This window comes from Spirillospora albida, assembly GCF_000718255.1.
Classification (GTDB): Bacteria; Actinomycetota; Actinomycetes; order Streptosporangiales; family Streptosporangiaceae; genus Spirillospora; species Spirillospora albida.
Window position 1 is genome coordinate 212,761 of sequence record NZ_JOFJ01000008.1, and the last position, 25,175, is coordinate 237,935.

The following is a 25,175-nucleotide window of genomic DNA, read 5'->3' on the forward strand; positions in this document are numbered from 1 at the left end:
GGGCGGGCGCGTCCGGCCGTCTACCGGGGGAGGGCCGCCACGAGGCGGTCCAGCTCGTCCTCGGTGTTGTAGTAGTGGACGGACGCCCGCACGGCCGCCGGTTCGGCGCGCGGGTCGTAGCCCTGGTGGATCGGGTTCGTGACGCTCACGTTGACCCCGGCCTCCCGCGCGGCGGCCTTGACGTCGGCGGGCTCGCGCCCGTCGACGGTGAAGGTGACCAGGCCCGCGCGACGTGAGCCCCGGTCCAGGACGGTCGTCCCCGGATGGGCCGCCAGCCGCGTGCGCAGGGCCTCCGCCAGGCCGGTCACGCGCTCCTCGATCGCGGCGATCCCCAGATCCGCCGCGTATCCGGCGGCGACGCCCAGGCCGATCTGCCCGGCCACGTACCGCTCCCAGGTCTCGAAGCGGCGAGCGTCGTCCCGTACGACGTAGCCGTCCGGAGCGTGCCAGGTGGCGGAGTGCAGGTCCAGGAACGGCGGCTCCAGATCCCGGACGATGTCCCGCCGCACGTACAGGAACCCCGTCCCGCGCGGGCCGCGCAGGTACTTGCGGCCGGTACCGGACAGCATGTCGCAGCCGATCTCCCGGACGTCCACGGCCAGCTGGCCGACCGACTGGCACGCGTCGAGCAGGAACAGGACGCCGTGCTCCCGGCACAGGCGCCCCACCTCCGCGGCGGGATTGACGAGCCCGTTGTGGGTCGGGATGTGGTTGAGCGACACGAGCCTCACGCCGCCCTTGGCGAGCTCGCCGGCGAGGGCGTCCAGCGAGATCGTGCCGTCGGCGTCGTCCGGGACGACCTCCACGCGCGCGCCCCTGGCGGACGCGACCTGCCGATAGGCGATCGCGTTGCTGGCGTACTCGCTGGACGTCGTCAGGATCCGGTCGCCCTCCGCGAACGGGATCGCGTAGAACGCCATGTCCCACGCGCGCGTCGCGTTCTCCACATAGCCGATCTCGTCCGGTGCCGCCCCGATGAGCCCGGCGATCGCGGTGTAGAAGCGCTCGATCGCCGCCGCGCCCCGCTCGGCCGCCTCGTAGCCGCCGATCGTGCTCTCCAGCCGGAAGTGCCCGGCCACCGCCTCGATCACGGGCTCGGGAAGGAGCGCGGCGCCCGCGTTGTTGAGGTGGGCGACCTCGCGGCACCCCGGGGTGTCCCTCCTGGCCCGCTCGATGTCGATCCCCACATGCCACCCTTCGACGTCCCGGACAGGTCAATTCAACATCGTTCGTGGCGATACCCGCCCCGCCGGGGGCGATGAGAAAAGCGTTCGAGAAATGTCAGAGGCATGAGGCAGGCTCGATCGAGGGCGGCCGGGCTTGACCTCAAGAGAGCTTGAGGTCGCACGATGGCGGGCGACGGCCCACCACACTCGGAAACGGCGGTAGGTACATGGACATGGAGGTCACCGCGTGGATGTCTTTGCACCACGCGATGAACGCCAAGAACGACAAGAGGCCCTTCTCCAAGGAGACGCTTCGGCGCATCGCGCGCTTCGCCCGCCCGCATAAGCGGCTGCTCGGCGCGTTCCTGGTGCTGAGCGTGGTGCTGGCGGTGCTGGCGGTCGCCACGCCCGTCCTCGCCGGACGGGTCGTCGACGCGATCGTCAACAAGGATGAGCGGTCCACGGTCGTCTGGCTCGCCGTCCTGATCGCCTTCCTCGCGCTCGCCGAGGGCGGTCTCGGGCTGGTGAACCGCTGGCTGTCCGCCCGCATCGGCGAGGGCCTGATCCTCCACCTGCGCACCGCTGTGTTCGACCACGTCCAGCGGATGCCCGTCGCGTTCTTCACCCGCACCCGCACCGGCGCGCTCGTCAGCCGCCTCAACAACGACGTGATCGGCGCGCAGCGCGCGTTCAGCGACACCCTCTCCGGCGTGGTCAGCAACCTCGTGATGCTCGTGCTGACCTTCGCCGTCATGGTCGGCATCTCCTGGCAGATCACCCTGCTCGCGCTGGTCCTGCTGCCCGTGTTCGTCCTGCCTGCGCGCCGGATGGGCACCCGCCTCGCCCGCCTCGAACGCGAGGCCGCCGCGCACGACGCCGCGATGAGCACCCAGATGACCGAGCGGTTCTCCGCGCCGGGCGCCACGCTGGTGAAGCTGTTCGGCCGCCCGAACCGCGAGTCCGCCGAGTTCGCCGCCCGCGCCCGCCGCGTCCACGACATCGGGGTCCGCACCGCGATGGTGCAGCACGTGTTCATCACCGCGCTGACCATGGTCTCCGCCCTCGCCCTCGCGCTGGTCTACGGGCTCGGCGGCTGGTTCTCGCTGGGCGGCGGCCTGGACGCGGGCGCCGTCGTCGCCCTCGCGCTGCTGCTCACCCGCCTGTACGCGCCGCTGACCGCGCTCGCCAGCGCCCGTGTCGAGGTGATGAGCGCGCTCGTCAGCTTCGAGCGGGTCTTCGAGGTCCTCGACCTCAAGCCGCTCGTCGCGGAGAAGCCGGACGCGAAGGTCCTGCCGGAGGGGCCCGTCTCGGTCGAGTTCGACGGCGTGACGTTCGCGTACCCGTCCGCCGACAAGGTGTCCCTCGCCTCGCTGGAGGAGGTCGCGAACCTCGACACGCGCGGCGGCGTGGACGTCCTGCACGACGTCTCGTTCCGCGCGGAGCCCGGCCAGATGATCGCGCTGGTCGGGTCCTCGGGCGCCGGCAAGTCGACGATCGCGCAGCTCCTGCCGCGCCTCTACGACGTCGACGCGGGCGCCATCCGGCTGAACGGCGTCGACGTCCGCGACCTCACGTTCGACTCGATCCGCGACACGCTCGGCATGGTCACCCAGGACGGCCACCTGTTCCACGAGTCGATCCGCGCCAACCTCCTCCTCGCGCGCCCCGAGGCCGGCGAGGACGAACTCTGGGACGTTCTGCGCCGCGCCCGCCTGGCCGACCTGATCGAGGGGCTTCCCGACGGCCTCGACACCATCGTCGGTGAGCGCGGTTACCGGCTGTCCGGCGGCGAGCGCCAGCGCCTCACGATCGCGCGGCTGCTGCTCGCCCGGCAGCGCGTCGTGATCCTGGACGAGGCCACCGCGCACCTCGACTCCACGTCCGAGGCCGCAGTGCAGGAGGCCCTGGCGGAGGCCCTCGAAGGGCGCACCGCCCTGGTGATCGCGCACCGCCTGTCCACCGTCCGGGCCGCCGACCAGATCCTCGTCGTCGAGGCGGGCCGCGTCATCGAGCGCGGCACCCACGACGAGCTCCTCGCCGCGGGCGGCCGCTACACCGCCCTGTACCGCACCCAGTTCGACGACGAGGCCCCGCTGGAGCCGGTCGCCTGAGCCGGAGGAACCGGGCGACGGCGGGCCCGGCGGCGGAGTCGGAAGCTTCCCCTCCGGAGCGGTGCGCGGCACGATGGACGCACGCGATGTGAGGGGTGCGGATGCGGCGGGCGATCGCCTGGGGGGCGCTGGTCTGTGCGGTGCTCGGCGGCTGCGGCGGCGGGGAGGGCCGGTCGCTGATCGCCAAGGACACCCTCGTGGCAGGCGTCCGGCCGGATCTGCCGGGGATCGCCTTCCAGCGTCCGGACGGGGGGTTCGAGGGCCTCGACGTCGATGTGGCGCGCTATCTCGCCGGGCGGCTCGGCAAGCGGGTCCGGTTCGTCCCGGCGCGGGCGGGCGACCGGGAGAGCCTCCTCCGGGACGGAGGGGCCGACCTGGTCCTGACGTTCTGGGTCGAGCCCGAATGGAAGCTTCGCCTCGGATTCGCGGGCCCCTACTACCTCGGCCACCAGGACATCCTCGTCCGGCGCGAGGAGGGCCGGGTCCGCTCCGTCCACGATCTGAAGGGCCGCCGGCTGTGCGCGGTCACCGGGTCCGGGGCGGCCGAGCAGGTCATCGAGGAACGGCGGGTCGCGGCGGTCCCCGTGGCCGCGCGGGGCTACGGCGACTGCATCGCCATGCTCATGGACGGGCGTGTCGACGCGATCACCACGAACGACACGATCTTGGCCGGGCTGAAGCGCCGCGCGGGTGACGGCGTCCGCCTCGTCAACGCCCGGTACGGCGAGCGCCGCACCGGCATCGGGATGCGCCCCGGAGACCCGGACGGCTGCGAGGCCGTGAACAAGGCGATCACGGAGATGTACCAGGACGGCACCATGAGCCGCCTGATGCACAAGTGGTTCGGCGGCACCGGCCTCGACCTCTCGGTCATCGAGGTGCCCCAGTTCGAGGGCTGCTCGTAGCGGCCGGTCAGCGGCTCCCGGCGTCCTGCGCGGCCCTGCGCCGCCGGCTGCGCAGCGCCGCGGCCGCCCCGGCGGAGACGAGGAACGCGCCGGTCACCCACCAGATGCCGATCGTGTCCAACGCGCCGGTCACGGCGCCCTGGATCTCCGTGACGGCGCCGATGACGGGATCGTCCGCGGACTCCCCGGCGTTCACGCGCAACTCGTACCAGCCGTAGTAGGCGACATAGATCCCGGCGACGAGGAGGAATCCGCCGCTGGCGCGCGACACCCACGGGAGGAGCGCGCGGGTCCTGTTGACGGCGGCGTCCTGCGCGAGCGCCACCAGCAGGGACAGCGACGCGACCACCACTCCCATTCCGACGCCGTAGGCGATGAACGCGGCCAGCCCGGTCAGGAACTCGCCGCCGCCGGAGACCAGCCCGGTGACCGCGAGGAACGGCGCGATGGTGCACGACAGCGACGCCACCGCGTAGGACGCCCCGTACCCGTAGAGCGCGAGGAAGGAGTTCGACGGCCCGCCCACGCTCAGCCGGGGGATCCGGACGAGCAGCTCCCGCCCGGAGACCAGCCAGAGGCCCAGGCAGATCAGGATCCCGCCCGTCACCACCGTCACCCAAGGCAGATGCTCCTGTACGGAGACCGTCGCCGCGCTGATGACGAGTCCCGCGACGCCGAAGACGGTGACGAACCCCGCCGTCATCGCGACCGACAGCCGCAGCCCCCGCAGCACGCCGCCCTTCCCCGACAGCAGGATCGCCAGGTAGGAGGGCAGCAGCGCGAAGCCGCACGGGTTGAACGCGGCGACCAGCCCGGCCGCCAGCGCGAGCGTGATGCCGTCCATCACATCGCGTGGTCGTCGATGAGGGAGGACAGCTCCTTCTCGTCCAGCGGCCCGGTCGCCTTCCGCGTGCCGCCTTCGGCGTTCATGAACAGGTAGGACGACTGGGACGTGACCCGGAAGTGCTTGTAGAGGGTGCCGGCCCGGTCGTCGAGCTGCACGAGCCCGGACGTCCCGGTCCGGGAGACGAACCGGTTCATCGCGTCCTTGTTCTTGTCGAGGCCCCCGATCCCGACGAAAACGACCTTGTCCCCGTACTTTCGAGCCGCCTCGGCGACCGCCGGGCCCTCCGCCTGGCACTTGGGGCACCACGGCGCCCAGAACCAGAACACGACGGGCTTGCCGGCGAGGCTCTTCCCGTCGAACATGCCGCCGTTGAGCTTCGTCGCCGTGAACTCCAGCTCGGCGGGCACCTTCATCGCGGCCCCGGACGAGGGAGTGCCGGAGGCGGAGGAGGCGGGGGGAGCGGCCGGCGCGGTGGCCGCACCGGAACCGGCGGACTCGCCGCCGCAGGCGGAGACGGCGAAGGCCACGGCGGCGGCGGTCAGAATGAGTTTCTTCATGGCGGCAACGTAAGCCGGGGACGCCCGTTGAGACCCTTACGAGCCGGTGACGTCCGGCCGCGGGAAACCGGTTTGCATCTCCCCCAAGGGGAGGTCCGAAGGTGATGGGCATGGCGGACGACATGCTGTTCTCGATCGGGGACCTGGCGCGGCGCACCGGCCTCACGGTGAAGACCGTCCGGTTCTACTCCGACCGGGGCCTCGTGCCCGCCGTCCGCAACCATGCCGGCCACCGCCGGTACGACGTGACCGCGCTGGCCCGCCTCGAGCTGGTGCGCACCCTCCGCGACCTGGACGTCGACCTGGAGACCGTCCGGCGGCTGCTGGACCGGCGGGCCACCCTCCAGGAGATCGCGGCCGTGCACGCCGAGGCGCTCGACGCGCAGATCCGCGCCCTGCGGCTCCGCCGGGCCGTGCTGCGCGCGGTGGCCCGGCGCGGTTCCGAACCCGAGGAGTTGAAGATCATGCACGACATCGCCCGGCTCTCCGCCGAGCAGCGCGACCAGATCGTCCACGAGTTCATCGACGCGACCTTCGGCGGCCTGGACGCCGACCCGGGGTTCGTCGCGCGGATGCGCTCCGCCATGCCCCGGCTGCCCGACGACCCGGCGCCCGAGCAGGTCGAGGCGTGGATCGAGCTGGCCGACCTCGTCCGGGACGAGGACTTCCGCGCGTCCGTCCGGCGGATGGCCGAGACGCAGGCCGCCGACCCCGACGCGATCGAGTACGAGACCCTCACCGAAGAGGTCGTCACGCGGGTCAACGCCGCCCGCGTCGCCGGGACCGACCCTACGGCGCCCGAGGCCGCCCCCGTCCTCGCGGATCTGATCGCCCGGTACGCCCGCGCGTTCGGCGCCGAGGACACCCCGGCGTACCGGCGGGAGCTCCTGGAGCGGATGGAGGCCGCCTCCGACCCCCGGGCGTCCCGCTACTGGGAGCTTCTGGCCGTCATCAACGGCTGGCCGCCGAGCCCGGACAACATGCGCCCCGTCTTCACCTGGTTCATCGAGGCCCTCCGAGCCGATCTGGACTGAACCTCACGGATCGACGCGGCTGTGCGGTGCCGCCATCCCCCGGGGTGCGGGGGATGGCGGTCGTCCGGACGATGGACGACCTATGTACCCGAACGTTTACTTGGGGGTATTCTCGCGGCGGCCGATCGGCGCACGGCGAGAGGACGGGCACATGGCGATCACGCCCACGATCGAGGAGCGCGCGGGCTGCGGGCTCGCGGCCCGCCTGGCGGCGCGGATCGCGTACCGCTTCCTGCGGCCGCTCGTCACCCGCCTGCCCTGGACCCCGTTCACCCTCCGCTTCGCCTTCCTCCTCGACCTCGTCGGCGTCTTCCTCGTCCCGCCGCGCGGTACAAGGACCACCAAGGTGCGGGGCCTGCCCTGCCCCGCCGAATGGGTGCGCGGCCCCGGCGTGGACCGCGCGTCCCGGAAGGTGATCCTGTACTTCCACGGCGGCGGATTCGTCGCCTGCGGCCTGCGCACCCACCGCCGAATGATCGCCCGGATCTCCCAGGCGGCGGGGATGCCGGTCCTGTCGGTGGGCTACCGCATGCAGCCCCGCGTGCCCATCGAGACGTCCATCGCCGACTGCGTCGAGGCGTACCGGCGGCTCCTCGCGGCCGGATACGCGCCGGACGACATCGTCGTCGGCGGCGACTCCGCCGGCGGCTACCTCGCCTTCACGGCCCCGCTCAGGGCCGTGCGCGAGGGCCTGCCCCGTCCGGCCGGCATCGCCGCCCTGTCGCCGTTCCTCGACCTCGACATCGACCAGAAGATCGCCCACGCGAACGCCGCGCTGGACCCCTTCATCCCGGCCACCCGGCTCTGGGACATGGTCCGCACCTGCTTTCCGGGCGCCGACGTCACCGACCCCGAACTCTGCCCCGTCCACGCCGACCTCGGGGACCTCCCGCCGGCCCTCATCCAGGTGGGGTCGATCGAGGTGCTCCTGGGCGACGCCGAGCTGATGGCCGAGCGCCTGGGCGCGGCCGGCGTCCCCTGCACCCTCCAGATCTGGGAGGGCCAGATGCACGTCTTCCAGGTCTTCGCGGACGTGTCCCGCGAGGGCCTGATCGCGATCAAGGAGATCGGGGCCTTCGCCCGCGAGGTGACCGCCCGAACGGCCCGCGAGCGGGCCGCGTAGCGCTCGTCCGCGCGAACCCCCTGGCCTGGGCACTGTTTTGCCCGGTCTTTGACGGGTACCCGGCCGCTCGAACGAGAGCGGACGATGGGGTGACGCGGGCGTGAACTTCCGGACGGGACTCGCCGCCGGTGCGGGCGGCTATCTGGCGGCCCGCGCGGCGGGACGGGCCGGACGCCGGGTGGCGGACCGCGTCGTCGCGCGGTACCGGGCCCGGCTGGAGCGGTACGTCCGGGAGCGGGCGGCCGAGGTCGAGAACACCGGCGGCCCGCTCGCCAAGGCCGCGCTGGCCGGGGCTAGGGCGCTGCTCGAGGGACGCTCGCCCGCGCGGGCGTTTCCTCGGCGTGGGCTGGGCGGCCTTCAAGGCGGTCCTCGCCCGGATCTTCGGCGGCGGGTGGGGCGGACCGGTCGACATCGTCGAGGAGATCGACATCGGTGCGCCCTGCCGCCTCGTCTACGACCAGTGGACGAGGTTCGAGGACTTCCCCTCCTTCATGAAGAAGGTCGTGTCCGTCGAGCAGACGTCCGACCGGAAGCTGTCGTGGAAGGCGAAGGTCTTCTGGTCGACGCGGACGTGGCAGGCGACGATCACCGAGCAGGTCCCCGAGCGGCACATCGTGTGGCGCTCCCAGGGCCCGAAGGGCCTTGTGCACGGGACCGTCAGCTTCCATGAGCGGTCTCCCGACCTCACCCGCGTCCTGCTCGTCCTGGAGTACCACCCGCGTGGCCTCTTCGAGCGGACCGGCAACCTGTGGCGCGCGCAGGGACGCCGTGTCCGGCTCGAGCTCAAGCATTTCCGCCGCCATGTGATGACGCGGTCGCTCACCCGTCCCGAGGAGATCGAGGGATGGCGGGGCGAGATCCGCGACGGCGAGGTGGTGCACGCGCCGTGAGACACCCCAGAAGACAACCCCTATATGCGGAGGTACACACCCATGAGAGGTAAGAAGAGCGGCCTGGTCCCGATCGGGAACCTGGCGAAGCGGCTGCCGGTGGGCCGCAGCCGCAAGCGGACCCCGGACCTGAGCCGGATCACGAAGAACCTGCCGTCCGGGGTGCCCGGCGGCCGTACCGCCGGCGCGGCGGGCGGCGTCCTGCTGGGCGTCGGCACGGCCGTCGCCGCGGGCCGGGCGCTGAGCCGGCGCGGCAAGGACTCCTCGCCGGAGGAGACCGAGCAGAGCAAGGCCGTCGAGCGCGAGCCCGCCGAGGAGAAGGCCGGCGAGCAGGACGACAAGCAGTCCAAGGGCCTCCTCGCCGGCGTGAAGGACTCGGTCGGCAACGCCCTCAAGCCCGGTGGCAAGGGCGGCAAGGGCGGCGAGAAGGTGAAGGTCACCAACATCGTCGAGCACATCGACATCGGTGCGCCGCGCCGCCTCGTCTACAACCAGTACACGCAGTTCCAGGACTTCCCGTCCTTCATGAAGAAGGTCGTCTCGGTCGACCAGGAGGACGAGACCAAGCTGCACTGGAAGGCGAAGATCTTCTGGTCGTCGCGCTCCTGGGAGTCCACGATCATCGAGCAGGTCCCCGACCAGCACATCGTGTGGCGGTCGAAGGGCCCGAAGGGGCACGTGGACGGGACGGTCAGCTTCCACAAGCTGGCCCCGAACCTGACCCGCGTCCTGATGGTCCTCGAGTACCACCCGCAGGGGCTGTTCGAGAAGACCGCGAACATGTGGCGCGCCCAGGGCCGCCGCGCCCGGCTGGAGCTGAAGCACTTCCGCCGGTACGTGATGACGCGGTCGCTCACCCACCCCGACGAGGTGGAGGGCTGGCGCGGCGAGATCCACGACAGCGAGGTCGTCCGGACGCACGAGGAGGCGCTGGACGACGAGAAGCGCGCCGAGAAGGAGCAGCAGGCGGAGTACGAGGAGGTCCGCTAGCCGATCAGGCGGGCCAGCTCCACCCGGGACCGGATCCCCAGCCGCGTGAACACGTTGCGGAGGTGATGGTCGATCGTCCGGGGGCTGAGGACGAGCCGCGCCGCGATCTCCCGGTTGGTGGCGCCCTCGGCCGCGAGCCGGGCGATCCGCGCCTGCTGGGCGGTGAGGCCGCCGAGGTCCGCGCGGCGCACCGGCACGGCCGGTGCGCGCTCGGGCGCGGCGCGGCCGGGGACGGGCTCCCCGGCCGCGCGCAGCTCGGTGCGGGCCTGCGCGGCCCACGGCTCGGCGCCGTGCCGCTCGAAGGTCCGCAGCGCGGCGCGGAGGTGCTCGCGGGCCGCGCGGGGCCGCCGGCCGCGCCGCAGCCGGTGCCCGAACAGCAGGGCGGTGCGGGCCAGCTCGTGATCGGCGCCGGCCGCCTCGTGCAGCCGGAGCGCCTCGGTGAAATGGTGCTCGGCCTCGTCGCCGGCCGCGAGGAGGGCGCGGCAGCGGGCGGCGAGGGCCAGCGCGGCGGGTCCGCGCGTGGCGTCCGTCCAGCGGGCGTAGTCGGCGAACGCCAGGGCGGCGCGCGCCGGGTCGCCGTCCCGGACCAGCGCCTCGACCAGATGCGGCGCCGCGTGCAGCCGGACGAGGGCGGGCGCGCCGGGCGGGACGAGGCGTCCGGCGGCGTCGGCGGGGCGTCCGGCTGCGAGGTCCAGGCAGGCCGCCGCCCACGCGCCGACGGCGGACGCCCGGACGAGACCGCGCCGGGCGGCCGCGGGGGCGAGGGCGTCGAGCCGGGCGCGGGCGCCGCGCGCGTCGCCGGCGCGCGCCGCGGCCAGCGCGAGCGTCGCGAGCTGCTCGGCCGCGTGGACGTGCAGCCGGGTCGCCTGCGCGAGGCGCAGCCCGTCGGCCCCGGCGGTGGCGGGCGCCGTCCCCGGCCCGAGCAGGGCCTCCGCGCGCGCCGCGACGAGCAGCGCGAACGACGCGGCGGGCATCCGGCCCCGGCGGCGAGCCGACTCGGCCGCACCGGACGCGAGGATCCGGGCACGGCCCGCGTCGTCCAGCGCGAGCGCCGCGATCGCCGCGCAGGCCCGTGCGGCGGGGTCGACGACGATGTCGGCGAGCCGCACCGCGCCGCCGAGCAGGGCCGCCGCGTCCGCGTACCGGCCCCGGGCGAGCGCGGCCATGCCGGTGAGGTGCGCCCGCACCAGCGCGGACCGGGCGCCGTCGTCGCCGGTGAGGTCGGCCCGCGCGGCGATCGCGGCGTACGCTTCGGCGTCGCCGGCGCTGTCGGCGGCCTCCGCCGCCCACATCAGCGCGGTGAGGGCGTCCGTGCCCGCGAGCCGTCCGGCCGTTTCCGTCAGGATCCTGACCGCCCTGGAAGGGACACCGGATCCCGCCTCCATCTCCCCCCGCAGCCGCTCCGCTCTCTCGGGTGCGACCTGGACGGGCCGGGCGCGGCGCAGGAGCATGCGGGCGCGGCGCGTCCGCCCGGCGGTCCACGCGTCGGCGGCGGCGGCCAGGTAGCGGTCCGTGCGTGTCGGGCCGTCGGTGGTGAGGGTGGCGGCCCGCTGCCAGGTCCGCCAGGAATCGGCGGGGACGTCCCCGTTCCGGGCGGCCTCCGCGAGCGCGGCGGCCACCGCGTCGTCCGGTTCCCCGGTCCCCGCCGCGCGGTGCCACAGCCGCGACGCCCGCTGCCAGTCCTGGACGAGCACCTTCGCCAGCAGCGCGTGCGCGGCCTGCTGCTCGGCGCGCGACGCGTCCGCCCACAGCGACGCCCGGATCAGCGGATCCCGCACCGCCACCCCAGACCCGTCGAACCGCAGCAGCCCCGACTCGCGCGCCGCGTCGATCTCGCGGGCGCCGATGCCCGCCTTGCGCATCGCCCGCGCGAGCGCCGGGCCGTCCAGCCGCTCCTCCGCCACCGCCATCAGCGCGAGCCGCCGCGCCCGGACCGGAAGCCGCAGGTGGCGATGCCGGTACAGGGCCCGCAGCGTGCTGCCGGGCGGCAGGACGCGCGGCGGCGCCGTCGCCCCGGACAGCTGCCCCGGCGTCAGCGCCCCGGCCAGCTCCCGGATCGCGAGCGGCCGCCCGCCCGCGAGGTCGACGATCTCCTCCGCGAGGTCCCATCCGGCGTCGCCGCCGGCGGCCTCGCCGAGCAGCGCGTCAAGGACGCGCAGGCTCGCCTCCGCGTCGAGGGGCGGCAGCGGCAGCCGCCGGATCCCGTCGAGCCCCCGCGGCGGGCGCCGGTCGTCGCGCGCCGCGAACAGCACCGCGACCGCCTCGTCCTGGACGCGCCGCGCCGCGAACGCCAGCGCGTCCAGCGACCCGGAGTCGAGCCACTGGACGTCGTCGGCGACGCACAGCAGCGGGCCGTCCTCGGCGGCGCGGCTCAGCAGTTCGCACAGCGCGAACGGGACGACGCCGCCACCGCCCGTCCCGCCGACCGCCGCGCCGAGCGCCTGGGCATAGGGGGGCGGGAGGCGGGGCAGCAGGTCCAGGACCGGCCGCAGCAGCCGGTGCAGGCCCGCGTACGGGACACCCGCCTCACCGGGCACGCCGGTCGTCGCCAGCACCCGGAACCCGTCCTTCGGCGCCGCGTCCAGGAGCGCGGTCTTGCCCATGCCGGCGCCGGCCGTGAGCGCGAGCGCCCCGCCGCGCCGCCGCTCGCGGGCGCCGTCCAGCAGTGCGGTGAGGGTCGCGAGTTCGCCTTCGCGCCCGTACAACGTGGTCATGCCGGCCCCTCCTCGACGACGGCGGGACGGGACCACAGGGGAGCATGCGGCGCCGGGTGCGGTCCAGAGTGGGGCGCGGGCGCGGGGCGCGGGCGCAATCCGGACGCCCCGCGATTGTGAGCGTGCACAGTCCGGGCCGGAGCTCATGGTCGATACGTCCGTTCCGGTGGCAGTATGAGCCACCCGCGTTGTGCAGGAGGTGGCATGCCATGACGGGAGCGCGCCCGGGGCTCGCCGAGCCCGCGTCCCCTTCCGCGGCCGACGCGGACCGCGCGATCCTGCGCAAGGCGGTGCTGCGCCTCACCGGCCGGCTCCCCGACCTCGCCGACCGCCTGGCGCGGGAGATCCTTTCGGGCGAGCCCTCCGCCCGGTCCGAACCGCTGCGCGCCGACCTGCTGGACGTGTGCCGGAGGGGCCTCGGGCACGGCTTCCAGGCCATCCTGGAACCGGAGGGCGGCCGCGCCGACCTCGACTGGGCCGAGCGGCTCGGGCAGCGCCGCGCGCACGAGGGTCTGCCCCTCGACCAGCTCCTGCGCTCCTACCGCCTCGCCGGGCGGGTGTTCTGGGAGGCCGTGGTCGAGACCGTCGGCCGGCACGAGCCCGCGAACGTGCCGGCGCTCGTCCGGCAGGCCACCCGCACCTGGGACACCATCGACCAGCAGTCCAGCGCCGCCGCCTCCGCCTACCACCGCACGGAGTTCGCGCTGGCCCGCCGCAGCGAGGAGCGCGTCCAGGCGGTCGTGGACGCGCTGCTGGACGGCCAGGGCGCCGACGGCGGCCTCGTCGGGACCGCGACGTCCCTGCTGGGCCTGCCCGCGACCGGCCGGTACGCCGTCGTCGTGCTGGCCGCCGAGCACGGCCGCGCCCTCTCCGACGACGGCAGGCCCGGCGACACCGGCGGCATGCGGTTCATCTGGCGGCTCCGCGCGGACGCCCAGGTCGCCCTCGTCGCGCTCGGCGCCGCCGGCCTCGACGACCTGGTCGGCGCCGTCCGCCCCTACGCGCGCCGCCACGCGGGCGTCAGCCCCGTCGTCGACAGCCTCGCCGAACTCGGCCGCGCCCGCTGGATGGCGGAACTCGCGCTCCGCACGTGCCGGGGGGCGGATCCGCAGATCGCCCGGATGGACAAGCGGATCCCGGAGGCCCTGGTGCTCTCCCAGCCCCGCCTCGCCGGGCGCCTCGGGCAGGTCGCGTTCGGCGGCCTCGCCGAGGTCGAGCCCGCGTTCCGTGACGTCCTGCTGACGACCCTGGAGACCTGGCTGGACTGCGACGGCTCCGCGGCGCGGGCGGCCGAGCTGCTCTTCTGCCACCGCAACACCGTCCTCAACCGGCTGCGGAAGATCGAGCAGCTGACGGGACGGCAGCTGACCCGTCCGGGGGACCTGGTGGAGCTGGCGCTGGCGCTGAGCGCCGTGCGGCTGCACGACCGCAGGCATTCCGTCGCGCTCGGCCGGTGAGCTGGGATCCTCGTATCCTGACCCCGGACGAACCCCCACGGGCCGGGAGTCACCCATGCAGGTACTGGCCAAGGCGGTCATCTACGCCGCCACCTACATCGCAGTCGTGGAACGGGCCGATGACGACGTCGACGACGACGTGGACGCCCTGGAGTCCATCACCGCCTACCTCGCCGGCGCCACCGAGGCCGAGCAGAGCGCCCTCGCCGCCGCCGCCGAGGAGATGCTCGCGGCCGAGCTGAACGCCCCGTCCCCCCGCGTGGAGTACGTCGCGGGCTACCGCAGCTTCATGGAGAGCGTGTACGGGGAGTCCTGACGCCCGTCACGGCCGGGATCCCCGAGCACGTCGACGCGACCGCGGGGCGCGCGCTCGATGCCCGAGGTCCCGGCCGGGCGCGCCGGTCAGGGCTCGAGGACGTAGCGTCCGCGCACCCCGCCCTTGGCCACGGCGCGGTGGGCGTCGGCGGCCCGCTCCAGCGGCAGGACCGCGTGCACGCGGGCCGGGAGTTCGCCGGACGCGGTGCGGGCGAGCAGCTCGGCCAGCTTCGCGCCGTCGGGACGCACGTTCACGGCCCGCACGGCGATCCCGCGTTCGGCCGCCGGGACGGTGCCCGGCTGGACGCCGACGAAGGCCCCGCCGTCGCGGACGAGGGCGACGCCCCGCTCCTGGAGGACGGCCGCGTCGGCGACCGCGTCCCAGCCCGGTTCCGCGCGCGTGGTGAAGGCGGCGCCGAGGCCGCGGACGAACTCCTCGTCCTCCGCCCTGGCGAGGCCGGTGACCTGCCAGCCGCGGTCCTGGGCGAGGGAGGCGACGTAGCCGCCGACCGCCCCGGCCGCCCCCGTCACCAGGAGCCGGTTCGCGCCCTTCGGCGCGTCGCCGAGGAGGTCGAGGAGCTGGACGGCGGTCAGCGAGTTGAGCGGCACCGTGGACGCCGCGATCAGGTCCAGCCCGTCGGGGACGGCGGCGACGTCGGCGGCCGGCAGGACGACCTCCTCGGCGTAGGCGCCGAAGTCGCGGTCGAGGCCGCCCACCAGCCCGGCGACGCGGGTGCCGGTCGCGAGGTCCACGTCCGGGCCGGTGGCGACGACGGTCCCGGCGAAGTCCCAGCCCAGGCCGGTGCGCTCGGGCTGGGTGATCAGGCCGATGCCGTGGAAGAAGCCGCCGGCGACCGCGAGGTCGACGGGGTTGACGGCCGCGGCGGCGATCCGGACCCGGACCTCGCCGGCGCCGGGTTCGGCGACCGGAACGTCCAGGAACTCGATGGAGTCGGGGCCGCCCGGGGTGCGGACGGCGGCCGTGCGGAACGTGGGGATGCCCATGGATCGACCCTTCATGGCTTGTGCTCAACGCCTTGCACGCACCACTATGGGCAGGTAACTCCCCATCGGGAAGTACGCACCTCACAGTGCGTAGGTCACCCGCAGGTAGGAAGGAGCGGCCGATGGCCACGACGACGGCGGCCCAGAGGCGGGCGCGGGCCAAGGAGGACTACGACGCCTTCATGGCGGAGTGCCCGAGCCGCAAGCTGCTCGACCGGATCTCCGACAAATGGGTCGCGCTGATCCTGGCCGCGCTCGGCAGCGACGGCCCGCACCCGGTGGGCCGGGGCCCCGGCGAGCCGCGGGCGATGCGGTACTCCGAGCTGTCCCGCAGGCTGGCCGGGGTCAGCCAGAAGATGCTCACCCAGACGTTGCGCTCCCTCGAGCGGGACGGCCTGGTCACCCGCACCGTGACGCCGACGGTGCCGGTCACCGTCACCTACGAACTGACGGACCTGGGCCTCTCGCTCCACCATGTGATCCGCGGCATCAAGGCGTGGGCCGAGGCGCACATGGACGAGGTCCTCGCCAACCGGGAGGAGTACGACGCCCGCGTCGCCTGAACGCCGCCGGCCGGATCAGAGCGGCAGACCCGTGAGGATCATGACCTTCTCCTCCGTGTAGTCGGCCATCGCGGACCGCAGCCCCTCGCGCCCGACGCCCGACTCCTTCATGCCGCCGTACGGCATCTGGTCGGCGCGGTAGGACGGGACGTCGCCGATCACCACGCCGCCCACCTGGAGCTCGCGGTGGGCGCGGAACGCGATGTCGAGGTTCCGGGTGAACACGCCCGCCTGCAGCCCGTACGCGGAGTCGTTGACGGCGGCGAACGCCGCGTCCACGCCGTCGACGGGCCGGATCATCAGGACGGGACCGAACACCTCCTCGCACGCCACCTTCGCGTCCGCCGGGACATCGGCGAGGATCGTCGGCGCGTACGCGGCGCCGTCCCGCCGCCCGCCGGTGACGACGGTCGCGCCCGCGGCGACGGCCTCGTCCACCCACGCCTGGACGCGCTCCGCCGCGGCCTCGCTGACGAGCGGGCCCACCTGCGTCCGCTCGTCCCACGGGTCGCCGGTCACCAGGCCCTCGACGGCCGCGACGAGCCTGCTCAGGAACGCGTCGTGGACGGCCCGGTCGACGAACACCCGCTGCACCGCGATGCAGCTCTGGCCCGCCTGGTAGTTGGAGAACAGCGCGATCCGCTGGGCGGCGTGGTCGAGGTCGGCGTCCGGCAGGACGACCGCCGCCGCGTTCCCGCCGAGTTCCAGCGTGACGTGCTTGCGCGGCACCCGGTCGCGGATCGTCCAGCCGACCGGGCCCGAACCGGTGAACGACACGATCGGCAGGCGCGGGTCCTCGACGAGGTCGCCGGCCCGCTCGTTCGGGACGGGCAGCACGGAGAACATCCCGGCGGGCAGATCCGTCTCGGCGAGCAGCTCGCCGAGCAGGAGCGCCGACAGGGGCGTCGCGGGGGCGGGCTTCAGCACGATCGGCGCGCCGACCGCGATCGCGGGCGCGACCTTGTGCGCCGCCAGGTTCAGCGGGAAGTTGAACGGCGAGATGCCGAGGACGGGGCCCTTCGGCACGCGGGTGATGTAGGCGATCCGCCCGGTCGCGGCGGGGTCGGTGTCGAGCCGCTGCGTCGAGCCGCTCCACCGCCGGGTCTCCTCGGCCGCGAACCGGAACGTGGACACCGCGCGGGCCACCTCGCCGCGCGCCCACAGCAGCGGCTTGCCGTTCTCCCCGGTGATCAGCCGCGCGACCTCCTCGGCGCGCTCCGCGAGCCGCTTCGACACGTGCGCGAGGGCCTCCGCCCGGACGTGCAGCGGCAGCGCGGCGGCCTCGGCGCGGACCGCGTCCGCCGCCGCCACGGCCTCCTCCACCTGCGCCGGGGTCGGCACCGCCGCCGTCCCGATCACGCGGCCGTCGAGCGGGTGGGTGACGGTCAGCTCCTCGTCGCCGGCCGCGGGCCGGCCGGCCAGCCAGAATGAAGTCACGGTCATGCCCCTCACCGTATGCCGGACGGGGCGCGGCGTGGCTGTCCGGTCCGTCCAATTCAGCGGGCGTACCTGTCCAGAGCGGCGAACGCGATCCACAGCTCGGCGCGGGCCGCCGGGTCGTCCAGGTCGCGCCCCAGCAGGCCGGCGGCCTTGCGCAGGCGCGCCCGCAGCGTGTGGCGGTGGACGCCCAGCGCCCGCGCCGCCGCCTCGCCCTGCCCGTTCGCCGCGACGTACGCCCGGACGGACGCGGCGAGCGCCGCGTCCAGCGGGGCCAGCAGCGCCTCCGCGAACGCGCGCGCGAGCGCGGGATCCAGGAGGCCGAGCACCCCTTGGCCGGGAAGGTCGGAATGGCGCAGCACCCGCCGCCCCGGCTGCCGGGCCACCGCGGCCAGAGCCTCTTCCGCCTCCCGCAGAGCGTCTTCCGCGCCGCGTCCTCCGGCCGGGCTGCGCGGGCCTCCGCCGGACCCGCGCATCCCGGCCTCGTCGAGCGAATCGCTGACGCCGATCGGACCGTGGGGGGCGAGCAGCCGCAGCACCGTCTCGGTCAGCTCGTCCGGGACGAGCACCGCGGTTCGGGATTCCAGCGGCAGCGCGAGGCAGCGCTCACCCGCGGCGTCGGATTCCAGCGCGTCCAGGACCACTTCGCCGCCGGCCGCGCACGCCAGCACCCGGAACGGGCCGCCGGGCAGGGCCGAGCCCGGCGGACGGCCCAGCAGGAGCGCGGCGAGCGCGCCGCGCAGCTCCCGCGCGGTACGGGGCGTCTCCGACTGGAGCGTCAGCAGCGCGACGGCGGCACCGACGATCGTGTGCGCGACATGCGGCAGCGGCTCGGAGGTGCCGACCGCGAGGAACCCGCGCGGCGCCCCGCCGAGCCCGACCCGGTGCAGGACGACATGCTCGCCCCGCCGGGACAGCGCGACGCTGGCGACACCCCCACCGGCCCGCCCGCGCGAGGACGGGGAGCCGGCACCGCTGCCGGAATCCGGGGGAGGAGCGACATCGGCACCTCGCTCCGGCTCCGTGCCGGACGCGTGGTGGGCGGGGGCGAGGCGGGAGAGGTCGGGGATCAGGACCGCGGCGCGGGAGCGGGCCGCAGCCGGTTCGGCCTCCCGCACCCCGCCGGACGGATCCAGGAGCAGCGCCCAGCCGCCGAGAAGGCGCGCGAGCCGGGCGACCAGCGGTCCGGGGCCGTCGAGCGCCGCGCGGGTCAGCTCCCGCTGGGCCTGGAAGGCGCGCGTGACGTCCTCGTACCGCTCGCGGGCGAGCATCCGCGAGACGGCCTTGCCGACCGCGATGAACGGGGTCGGGCGCGGCACCTCCAGGAGCGGCAGGCCCTGGTCGCGGGCGGCCGCGACCAGTTCCGGGGGCACCTCCCCGTGCAGGACGCCGACGCCGAAGCCGAGCCCGGCGGCGCCCCGCGCGACGAGGCGTCCGACATAGCCGGCGGCGCCGGACGGGGTGAGCCGCATCCCCGTCGTCAGGACGAGTTCGCCGCCCTCCAGGAACGGCGTCGGATCCTCGAGCTCGCTGACCGCGACCCACGCGACGGCGGCGTCCGGCAGCGGCCCGGTCAGCGGGCGCAGCCCGAGCCCCGGCACGGCGGCGACCTCGGCGAGCGTCGGCGGCATCTCCCCACCTGTTCACGGTGTCCAGTTCCCCGGACGGATTTCGCCGCCCCGTACGGTTCAGGGTAGGCGGTCCCCGTCCTACGGTCGGCGCATGACAAGCCGCCTGCCGCAGGAACGCCGCATCGTCACCGAGATCCCCGGCCCCCGGTCCCGGGAGCTGCAGGAACGCCGCGTCGCGGCCGTCCCGCCCGGCGTCGGCAGCGTCCTGCCGGTCTACGTGACGGACGCGGACGGCGGCGTGGTCGCCGACGCCGACGGCAACTCCCTCATCGACTTCGGCTCCGGCATCGCCGTCACCAACGTCGGCAACGCCAACCCCCGCGTGGTGGAGCGGGTGAAGGCCCAGGTGGAGCGATTCACGCACACCTGCTTCATGGTCGCGCCGTACGAGTCGTACGTCGCGGTGTGCGAGCAGCTCAACCGGCTCGCGCCCGGCGGCCACGAGAAGCGGACGTTCCTCGTCAACAGCGGCGCCGAGGCGGTCGAGAACGCCGTGAAGATCGCCCGCTACGCCACCGGACGCCAGGCGGTCGTGGCGTTCGACCACGGCTACCACGGCCGGACGCTCCTCACGATGACGCTCACCGCGAAGAACATGCCGTACAAGCACGGTTTCGGCCCGTTCGCGCCCGAGGTGCACCGGATGCCCCTCGCCTACCCGTACCGCTGGCCGACCGGGCCGGAGAACTGCGGCCCGGAGGCCGCCGCGCAGGCCGTCGACCAGATCACCAAGCGGCTCGGCCCCGCGAACGTCGCCGCCGTCGTCGTCGAGCCGATCCAGGGCGAGGGCGGCTTCATCGAGCCCGCGCCCGGCTTCCTCCCCGCGATCGCCGCGTTCTGCCGCGACAACGGGATCCTGTTCATCGCGGACGAGGTGCAGACGGGCTTCGCCCGCACCGGCGACATGTTCGCCTGCGAGCACGAGGGCATCGTCCCCGACATCCTCACGACCGCGAAGGGCATCGCCGGCGGCCTGCCCCTCGCCGCCGTCACCGGCCGCGCCGAGATCATGGACACCGTCCACGGCGGCGGCCTCGGCGGCACGTACGGGGGCAACCCCCTCGCCTGCGAGGCGGCTCTCGCCGTCATCGAGGAGATCGAGCGGCACGAGCTCACCGAGCGCGCCCGGCGCATCGGCGAGACGATGCTGCCGCGCCTTCGCGCCCTCGCCGAGCGGTACCCCGAGATCGGTGACGTCCGCGGCCGGGGCGCGATGATCGCGATCGAGCTCGTCGTCCCGGACGGCTCCAAGGCCCCCGACCCCGTCCGCACCGCGGAGATCGCCCGCCGCTGCCACGCGCGCGGCCTGCTCGTCCTCACCGCGGGCACGTACGGCAACGTCCTGCGCTTCCTGCCGCCCCTGGTCATCCCCGACGCGCTCCTCGACGAGGGCCTGGACGTCCTCGAGGAGGCGTTCGCGGGCTGAGCGGCGTGCGGGCCGCCGCCCGCGGGCACTCTCTCGAGTACACCGGAGACGTCCGGCCGACTCGGGGGAGTGGGACATGGCGACCGAAGAGATCACCGAACGGCTGCTCGCGGACGCGGTCACGGCGATGGAGACGCTCAGCGTCGCGCTGGGCGTGCGGCTCGGCCTGTACCGGGCCCTGTCCGCCGGCCCCGCCGACGCGCACGGGCTGGCGAGGGCGGCCGGTGTCCATCCGAGGTACGCGCGGGAGTGGCTGGAGCAGCAGGCGGCGGCCGGGATGCTCGCCGTCGCGGCCGATGACGCCGACCCGTACGCCCGCGCCTTCGCGCTGCCCGCCGATGCCGCCGAGGCGCTGCTGGACGCCGACAGCCCCTTCTACGCCGGGGCGCTGCCCGGCTTCGTCGCGTCCATCGCGGAAGTGCTTCCGCAGGTCGCGGACGCGTTCGAAACCGGCGGAGGCGTCCCGTACGCCGCCTACGGGGAGGGCGCCCGCCACGGTATCGGCGGGCTGAACCGGCCCGCGTTCCGGACCGGCGTCGCGGGCTGGATCGCCGCGATGCCCGACATCGCGGCCCGGCTGACCGAAGGGCCCGCCCGCGTGCTCGACCTGGGCTGCGGCACCGGCTGGTCGGCCATCGCGCTCGCCGAGGCGTTCCCCGGCGCCCGCGTGCACGGCATCGACCTGGACGAGGCGTCCTGCGCGGAAGCGGCCGGGAACGCGGCCGCCGCCCGCCTCGCCGACCGGGTCACGTTCGCCCACGGGGACGCCGCCAGGCCCGCCGCGTCCGGCCCCGCCGACCTGGTCTGCGTGTTCGAGGCCCTGCACGACATGGCCGACCCGGTCGCGGCGCTGCGGTCGGCGCGGGGCCTCCTCGCGCCCGGCGGCGCCGTCCTGATCGCCGACGAGAAGGTCGCCGCGGAGTTCACCGCCCCCGGCGACCTGCTGGAACGCCTGAACTACGCGTTCAGCGCGCTGCACTGCCTGCCCGCCACCCGCGCGGAGGGGACAGCCGTGGAGGCGGGCACCGTGCTCAGACCGGGCACCGTCCGCGCCTACGCCGCGGACGCGGGGTACCGGTGCGCCGAACTGCCCGTCGAGCACGACCTCTGGCGCTTCTACCGCCTCGACCCCGCCTGAGCGGAAGGGCGAGCACGCCCGCCGGACGCGTGAACGGGAATCGGTAGAGTCGGTGCGTGTCCAGCAGCGCTAGGGAGAGCCGTACGGCGGGTTCCGGAACCGGTCACCAGGCACGCTGGGAACGGCACAACTCCGTCCGGCAGACGCGGATCCTGGAGGCCGCCGTCGAGCTGCTCGAGGAGAACCCGTCCGGGGCGCGCATCCCGATGCAGCAGATCGCGGCGCGGGCCGGGCTCGCGAAATCCGTGGTGTACCGGCAGTTCGCCGACCGCGACGACCTCGACCGCCGCATCCGGTCGTACCTGGTCGACGTCTTCGCGGGCGAGCTGTTCACCAAGCTCGACATCACGGACGGGTCGATCGAGGAGATCCTCAACCGGACGATCCACACCGTCGCGGACTGGATGGCGGAGCATCCCCGCCTGCACGAGTTCATGCGGAGCGGCCCCACCCACGAGGACGCGAGCGTGGACGCCGTCAGCAGCCTCAAGGCGCGGATGGCCGCCCGCGCCCGCGCGATCATCACGGCGGTCTCCAAGACGATCGACGTCGACGACAGCGGGTTCGAGTCGCTGACCCTCGCCATCGTCACGATGGTGGAGGGGATGCTGACGCAGTGGGTCCGCGATCCGGCGCCGGCCAAGACCCGGTCGGAGATCGTCGCCGAGCTGGCGACCTACGCCTGGTACATGCTGGACGGCGCCGCCCGGTCGCTCGGCCTCGTCCTCGACCCCAGGGCCGAGCTCCTCGCGGTCATCGGACAGCTGGCCGGGGCCGACCGGGGCGGCGTCACGCCGTGAGCCCGTGCCGCCTGCGGCCGGTCAGGCCGGGCAGGTCGGCGGTGTCGCGCACCGGGTCGGCGAGGCGGCCGGCGTTGTAGTCGTCCACCAGGGCCCGGACGGTCTCCAGCGCGCACGACTTGTTCGTGCCGATGAACCCGGTCGGTCCCCGCTTGATCCAGCCGGTGACGAACGTGCCGGGGACGGCGCGTCCGGTACCGGGGTCCACGACGCGGCCGCCCTCGTTCGGCACCGTTCCGGACGCCTCGTCGAACGGCAGGTCCCGGACGGGGCGCCCGCGGTAGCCGATGGACGTCAGCAGGAGCCCGGTCTCCAGGGTCTCCATGCGCCCGGTCGGCCGGACGCCGTCGCCATCCGGTTCGTTGCGCTCGAACTCCACGCCCTCCACATGATCGCTTCCGAGGACGCGCACCGGGGAGAGCAGGTAGCGCAGCCGGACGCGCCGCCCGCAGGCCCCTTCCGCGGGGAGGTCCCGCAGGAGGTCGAGCTTCGCCCCGGAGCCTGAACGGACGTCCTCCGCCGGGACCACGACATCGACACCGGGCGTCGACCGCAGACCGACGAGCTCCGGCAGCGTGAACGCCGACCGCTCCGGCCCCCGCCGCCCCACGACCACGACCTCCTCGACCGCGCTGCCGCGCAGCACCTCCAGGGCGGCGGGGGAGATGTCGGTTCCGGCGAGGACCTCCGGGTCGACGGTGAGGATCCGGGCGACGTCCAGCGCCACGTTCCCGTTGCCGATCACGACGGCGCGGCGGTGGGACAGGTCGAACGTCCGGTCCGCGAAGTCGGGGTGGCCGTTGTACCAGGCGACGAACTCGGTGGCGGACGCCGCGCCCGGCAGCTCGACGCCGGGGACGTCCAGCCGCCGGTCGGCCGAGGCGCCCACCGCGTAGATCACCGCGTGGTACCGGGCGAGCAGCTCCTCGTGCGTGACGTGCGTTCCGACCTCGACGTCCAGGTACAGGCTCAGGCCCTCCTCGGCGCGGATGGCGTCGAACTGCCGGCTCACCTGCCGCGTCCGCCGGTGGTCGGGCGCGACGCCCATGCGCGCCAGCCCGTACGGGACGGGCAGCCGCTCGAAGACGCCGACCTCCGCGCCGGGGACCGTCAGCAGCTCGTCGGCCGCGTACATGGCGGCCGGCCCCGAACCGACGATCGCGACCCGCAGCGCCTGCGGCCTCTCCCGGACCCGCAGCGTCGGCAGCACCGGCGCGAGCAGGGGCCGCTCACGCGGAGCCGCGTAGAAGCCGGCGTTGATCGCCAGGAAGTCCAGCTCGCCTTCGGCGAGCTTCGTGTGCGGCTTGATCGCGTCCACCGGGCAGGCCGAGACGCACGCCCCGCAGTCCACGCACGCCTCGGGGTCGATGTAGAGCATCTCGGCGGTCGCGAAGTCCGGCTCGTCCGGTGTCGGGTGGATGCAGTTCACCGGGCAGGTGAAGACGCAGGCCGCGTCGCTGCAGCACGACTGCGTGACGACGTGCGGCATCAGGCGAGCCCGTGCGCTTCGCGGTGCGGCTCGCCCCGGTGCCGCGACGGCTTCCCGTCGATGTGCAGCGCCTTCCACAGCCGCCGCGCCATCGGCGTCATGAGCCCGAGGTCGGACGCCAGCCTCCGCATGTCCCCGAAGTAGCCGCTGAGGATCGCCCGGGAGTGCTCGCTGCGCCAGAACGCCTCCTTGAACACCTCGTCCGGGATGTCGAACTTCTCGGCGAACGACCGCGGCGGTGTCATGATCTCCCCGGCCAGCCAGCGCATGGCCAGGGGGAACGCGATCGCGCAGGCCGCCTTCTCCGCCCGGTTCAGCCGCGCGACGTGGACGCGCAGGAAGTCGTTCGCGAACGAGATGTGCCGCGCCTCCTCCGCGATGTGGATCTCCATCGTCCGGAGCATCGCCGGCGGAACGTTCCCGCCGAGCCGGATGAGGTCCTTCTGGTAGTGGTCGATGGGCTCCTCACCGGCGAGAATGCCGATGAACAGGACCACGTGCACGTAGCCGCCCGCCACCCCGATCAGCGGCGACAGCCGCCGGAACCACGTCCGCATGCCGGGAACGTCGACGCCGATGCGGTTGACGAGCTCCTGGAACATCTGGATGTGGTTGCACTCCTCCGCCATCTCGTGGAGGCAGTAGCGGAACTCCGGCGACCCGTTGGGCAGCTTCATGAGGTACTGCATCATGCCGCGGATCAGGATGCTCTCGAACGCCGCCCCGACCTTGACCGAGTTGGCCATCCGCCACTTGCCGATCTCGATCCGGCGCTCCAGCGGCAGGTCCCTGTACCACTGCGTCGCCCCCAGGGGGTCGATCTCCGCGGGCAGGACCCAGCGCGGGTCGTCCGGGTCGATGGCGAACTCGGGCGAGTCCCACGGGATGTCCAGGTACGGGTCGAACCGCCGCCGCACGGACCCCTCGCTCAGCGTCCGCAGCAGGTCCCGGTACTCCTGATCGAACAGATCGGTCCCGGTCAGGTTCCCCATCGATGCCTCCTCCTCCGGCCGGCCGGCGCCGTCGGCCCCGCCATAAGCAGGAATTTACTGAGACGCCCCGTCTCATGCAATGTTTACCGGGACACACTGTCCCAAACAACGGTGATCCGAGCCGATCCGCACCGGCGCCCACCGCCTTCGCCGCGGCGCGGCGGCCGTCCCCGAGCCCGACCGCCCCACCCCGGGTGGGGTGTCGCGACGGTCGGGGGCGCCGGCCCCATGCGGCTTCTCGATGCCGCTGGGGTGGGCGTTCGCGCGCCCCGCCGAGCGCGCCGGTCCATGCGCGGTTCCTCAATGGCCCGGCACCCATGTGGCCCCGGTCACATTTCCCGTGCCTCAGGTAATGGCCCCTTAGCCGGGCTAGGGGGTGCGGCCGCACCGATGTTAAGGGTTGGCCGCCGCCGTTCCGGTGCTTACGGTCAGAATTGATTCCACGCACTGGGAGAACACATGGATTCGTTGGCCGAAGCCGTGGTTAATGGGGCGTCCGCTGAGGAATTGGCGGGGCTGGATGTGCCGGGGGAGTTCACCGCGGCGCATTTGCGGGTGGAGGACGTGGGCATGTTCGCGGGGGCG

Annotated in this window: 21 protein-coding genes; 12 read left to right on the forward strand and 9 right to left on the reverse strand. The window is 74.1% G+C overall.

The features are described 5' to 3' along the window. Positions 1–20: 20 nt before the first annotated feature. The gene (locus tag IE99_RS0113620; RefSeq protein ID WP_030169281.1) at positions 21–1,187 is read right to left on the reverse strand and encodes an aminotransferase class V-fold PLP-dependent enzyme; all 1,167 of its coding nucleotides are present in this window, start codon (positions 1,185–1,187) and stop codon (positions 21–23) included. A gap of 206 nt (positions 1,188–1,393) precedes the next feature. Between IE99_RS0113620 and IE99_RS0113625 the strand changes: the two genes are divergently transcribed. Both IE99_RS0113625 and IE99_RS0113630 read left to right on the forward strand, forming a co-directional pair. Beyond that, a complete protein-coding gene (locus IE99_RS0113625) occupies positions 1,394–3,277 on the forward strand; it encodes an ABC transporter ATP-binding protein (RefSeq protein WP_030169284.1) in 1,884 nt (627 codons plus the stop codon). A 101-nt stretch (positions 3,278–3,378) separates the two neighbouring features. Next, complete coding sequence (locus IE99_RS0113630; RefSeq protein ID WP_030169287.1) at positions 3,379–4,182, forward strand: transporter substrate-binding domain-containing protein; 804 nt, start codon at positions 3,379–3,381, stop codon at positions 4,180–4,182. Positions 4,183–4,189: 7 nt separating this feature from the next. Here IE99_RS0113630 and IE99_RS0113635 read toward each other — a convergent pair whose 3' ends face one another. Beyond that, on the reverse strand, positions 4,190–5,026 hold the full coding sequence (locus IE99_RS0113635) for a cytochrome c biogenesis CcdA family protein (protein ID WP_051712475.1): 837 nt from the start codon (positions 5,024–5,026) through the stop codon (positions 4,190–4,192). Then, positions 5,026–5,586: a TlpA family protein disulfide reductase gene (locus IE99_RS0113640; RefSeq protein WP_051712476.1), complete on the reverse strand. Its 561-nt coding sequence runs from the start codon at positions 5,584–5,586 to the stop codon at positions 5,026–5,028. Before IE99_RS0113640 ends, IE99_RS0113635 begins: the two co-directional genes overlap by 1 nt. Positions 5,587–5,696: 110 nt before the next feature. Here IE99_RS0113640 and IE99_RS0113645 point away from each other — a divergent pair, with 110 nt between their 5' ends. The 4 genes from IE99_RS0113645 (at position 5,697) to IE99_RS30295 (ending at position 9,623) form a co-directional block, all read left to right on the forward strand. Then, entirely contained in the window at positions 5,697–6,620 is a 924-nt protein-coding gene (locus tag IE99_RS0113645; protein ID WP_030169295.1) for a MerR family transcriptional regulator, read from the forward strand. 151 nt (positions 6,621–6,771) lie between these two features. Then, on the forward strand, positions 6,772–7,743 hold the full coding sequence (locus IE99_RS33410) for an alpha/beta hydrolase (RefSeq protein ID WP_030169299.1): 972 nt from the start codon (positions 6,772–6,774) through the stop codon (positions 7,741–7,743). Positions 7,744–8,084: 341 nt separating this feature from the next. Further along, complete coding sequence (locus IE99_RS29145) at positions 8,085–8,633, forward strand: SRPBCC family protein (RefSeq protein WP_084219479.1); 549 nt, start codon at positions 8,085–8,087, stop codon at positions 8,631–8,633. 42 nt (positions 8,634–8,675) lie between these two features. After that, positions 8,676–9,623: an SRPBCC family protein gene (locus IE99_RS30295; protein ID WP_051712477.1), complete on the forward strand. Its 948-nt coding sequence runs from the start codon at positions 8,676–8,678 to the stop codon at positions 9,621–9,623. On the opposite strand, the gene IE99_RS0113665 is transcribed toward IE99_RS30295, so the two are convergent. Further along, a complete protein-coding gene (locus IE99_RS0113665) occupies positions 9,620–12,337 on the reverse strand; it encodes an AAA family ATPase (protein WP_030169340.1) in 2,718 nt (905 codons plus the stop codon). The genes IE99_RS30295 and IE99_RS0113665 overlap by 4 nt on opposite strands. Positions 12,338–12,546: 209 nt before the next feature. Here IE99_RS0113665 and IE99_RS0113675 point away from each other — a divergent pair, with 209 nt between their 5' ends. Further along, complete coding sequence (locus IE99_RS0113675) at positions 12,547–13,794, forward strand: PucR family transcriptional regulator (RefSeq protein ID WP_051712478.1); 1,248 nt, start codon at positions 12,547–12,549, stop codon at positions 13,792–13,794. A gap of 55 nt (positions 13,795–13,849) precedes the next feature. Beyond that, positions 13,850–14,110, forward strand: coding sequence for a hypothetical protein (locus IE99_RS0113680; protein ID WP_030169308.1), 261 nt, complete (start codon positions 13,850–13,852; stop codon positions 14,108–14,110). Between the two features lie 86 nt (positions 14,111–14,196). Here the strand turns inward: IE99_RS0113680 and IE99_RS0113685 are convergent, their stop codons facing one another. Then, positions 14,197–15,114, reverse strand: a complete 918-nt coding sequence (locus IE99_RS0113685; protein ID WP_030169311.1) for an NADP-dependent oxidoreductase — start codon at positions 15,112–15,114, stop codon at positions 14,197–14,199. Between the two features lie 122 nt (positions 15,115–15,236). Here IE99_RS0113685 and IE99_RS0113690 point away from each other — a divergent pair, with 122 nt between their 5' ends. Then, entirely contained in the window at positions 15,237–15,677 is a 441-nt protein-coding gene (locus IE99_RS0113690) for a winged helix-turn-helix transcriptional regulator (protein ID WP_030169315.1), read from the forward strand. 15 nt (positions 15,678–15,692) lie between these two features. On the opposite strand, the gene IE99_RS0113695 is transcribed toward IE99_RS0113690, so the two are convergent. Together IE99_RS0113695 and IE99_RS0113700 are read right to left on the reverse strand one after the other, a co-directional pair. Next, positions 15,693–17,120 (reverse strand): aldehyde dehydrogenase family protein, encoded by a 1,428-nt coding sequence (locus tag IE99_RS0113695; protein WP_030169318.1) that lies wholly within the window; start codon positions 17,118–17,120, stop codon positions 15,693–15,695. Positions 17,121–17,173: 53 nt separating this feature from the next. After that, positions 17,174–18,745, reverse strand: coding sequence for a PucR family transcriptional regulator (locus tag IE99_RS0113700; protein WP_030169321.1), 1,572 nt, complete (start codon positions 18,743–18,745; stop codon positions 17,174–17,176). A 91-nt stretch (positions 18,746–18,836) separates the two neighbouring features. On the opposite strand from IE99_RS0113700, the gene gabT reads away from it, so the two are divergent. The 3 genes from gabT (at position 18,837) to IE99_RS0113715 (ending at position 22,109) form a co-directional block, all read left to right on the forward strand. Beyond that, the gene (gabT, locus tag IE99_RS0113705) at positions 18,837–20,171 is read left to right on the forward strand and encodes a 4-aminobutyrate--2-oxoglutarate transaminase (protein ID WP_030169324.1); all 1,335 of its coding nucleotides are present in this window, start codon (positions 18,837–18,839) and stop codon (positions 20,169–20,171) included. Positions 20,172–20,247: 76 nt separating this feature from the next. Further along, positions 20,248–21,309, forward strand: coding sequence for a class I SAM-dependent methyltransferase (locus IE99_RS0113710; protein WP_030169327.1), 1,062 nt, complete (start codon positions 20,248–20,250; stop codon positions 21,307–21,309). A 56-nt stretch (positions 21,310–21,365) separates the two neighbouring features. Then, positions 21,366–22,109: a TetR/AcrR family transcriptional regulator gene (locus tag IE99_RS0113715; RefSeq protein ID WP_030169330.1), complete on the forward strand. Its 744-nt coding sequence runs from the start codon at positions 21,366–21,368 to the stop codon at positions 22,107–22,109. Here IE99_RS0113715 and IE99_RS0113720 read toward each other — a convergent pair. Beyond that, positions 22,099–23,598, reverse strand: a complete 1,500-nt coding sequence (locus tag IE99_RS0113720) for an FAD-dependent oxidoreductase (protein WP_051712479.1) — start codon at positions 23,596–23,598, stop codon at positions 22,099–22,101. The genes IE99_RS0113715 and IE99_RS0113720 overlap by 11 nt on opposite strands. Beyond that, positions 23,598–24,590 carry an AurF N-oxygenase family protein gene (locus IE99_RS0113725; RefSeq protein WP_030169337.1) on the reverse strand — a complete coding sequence of 331 codons (993 nt, stop codon included), beginning with the start codon at positions 24,588–24,590 and terminating at the stop codon, positions 23,598–23,600. The genes IE99_RS0113720 and IE99_RS0113725 overlap by 1 nt, the downstream gene beginning before the upstream one ends. Between the last annotated feature and the right edge of the window lie 585 nt (positions 24,591–25,175).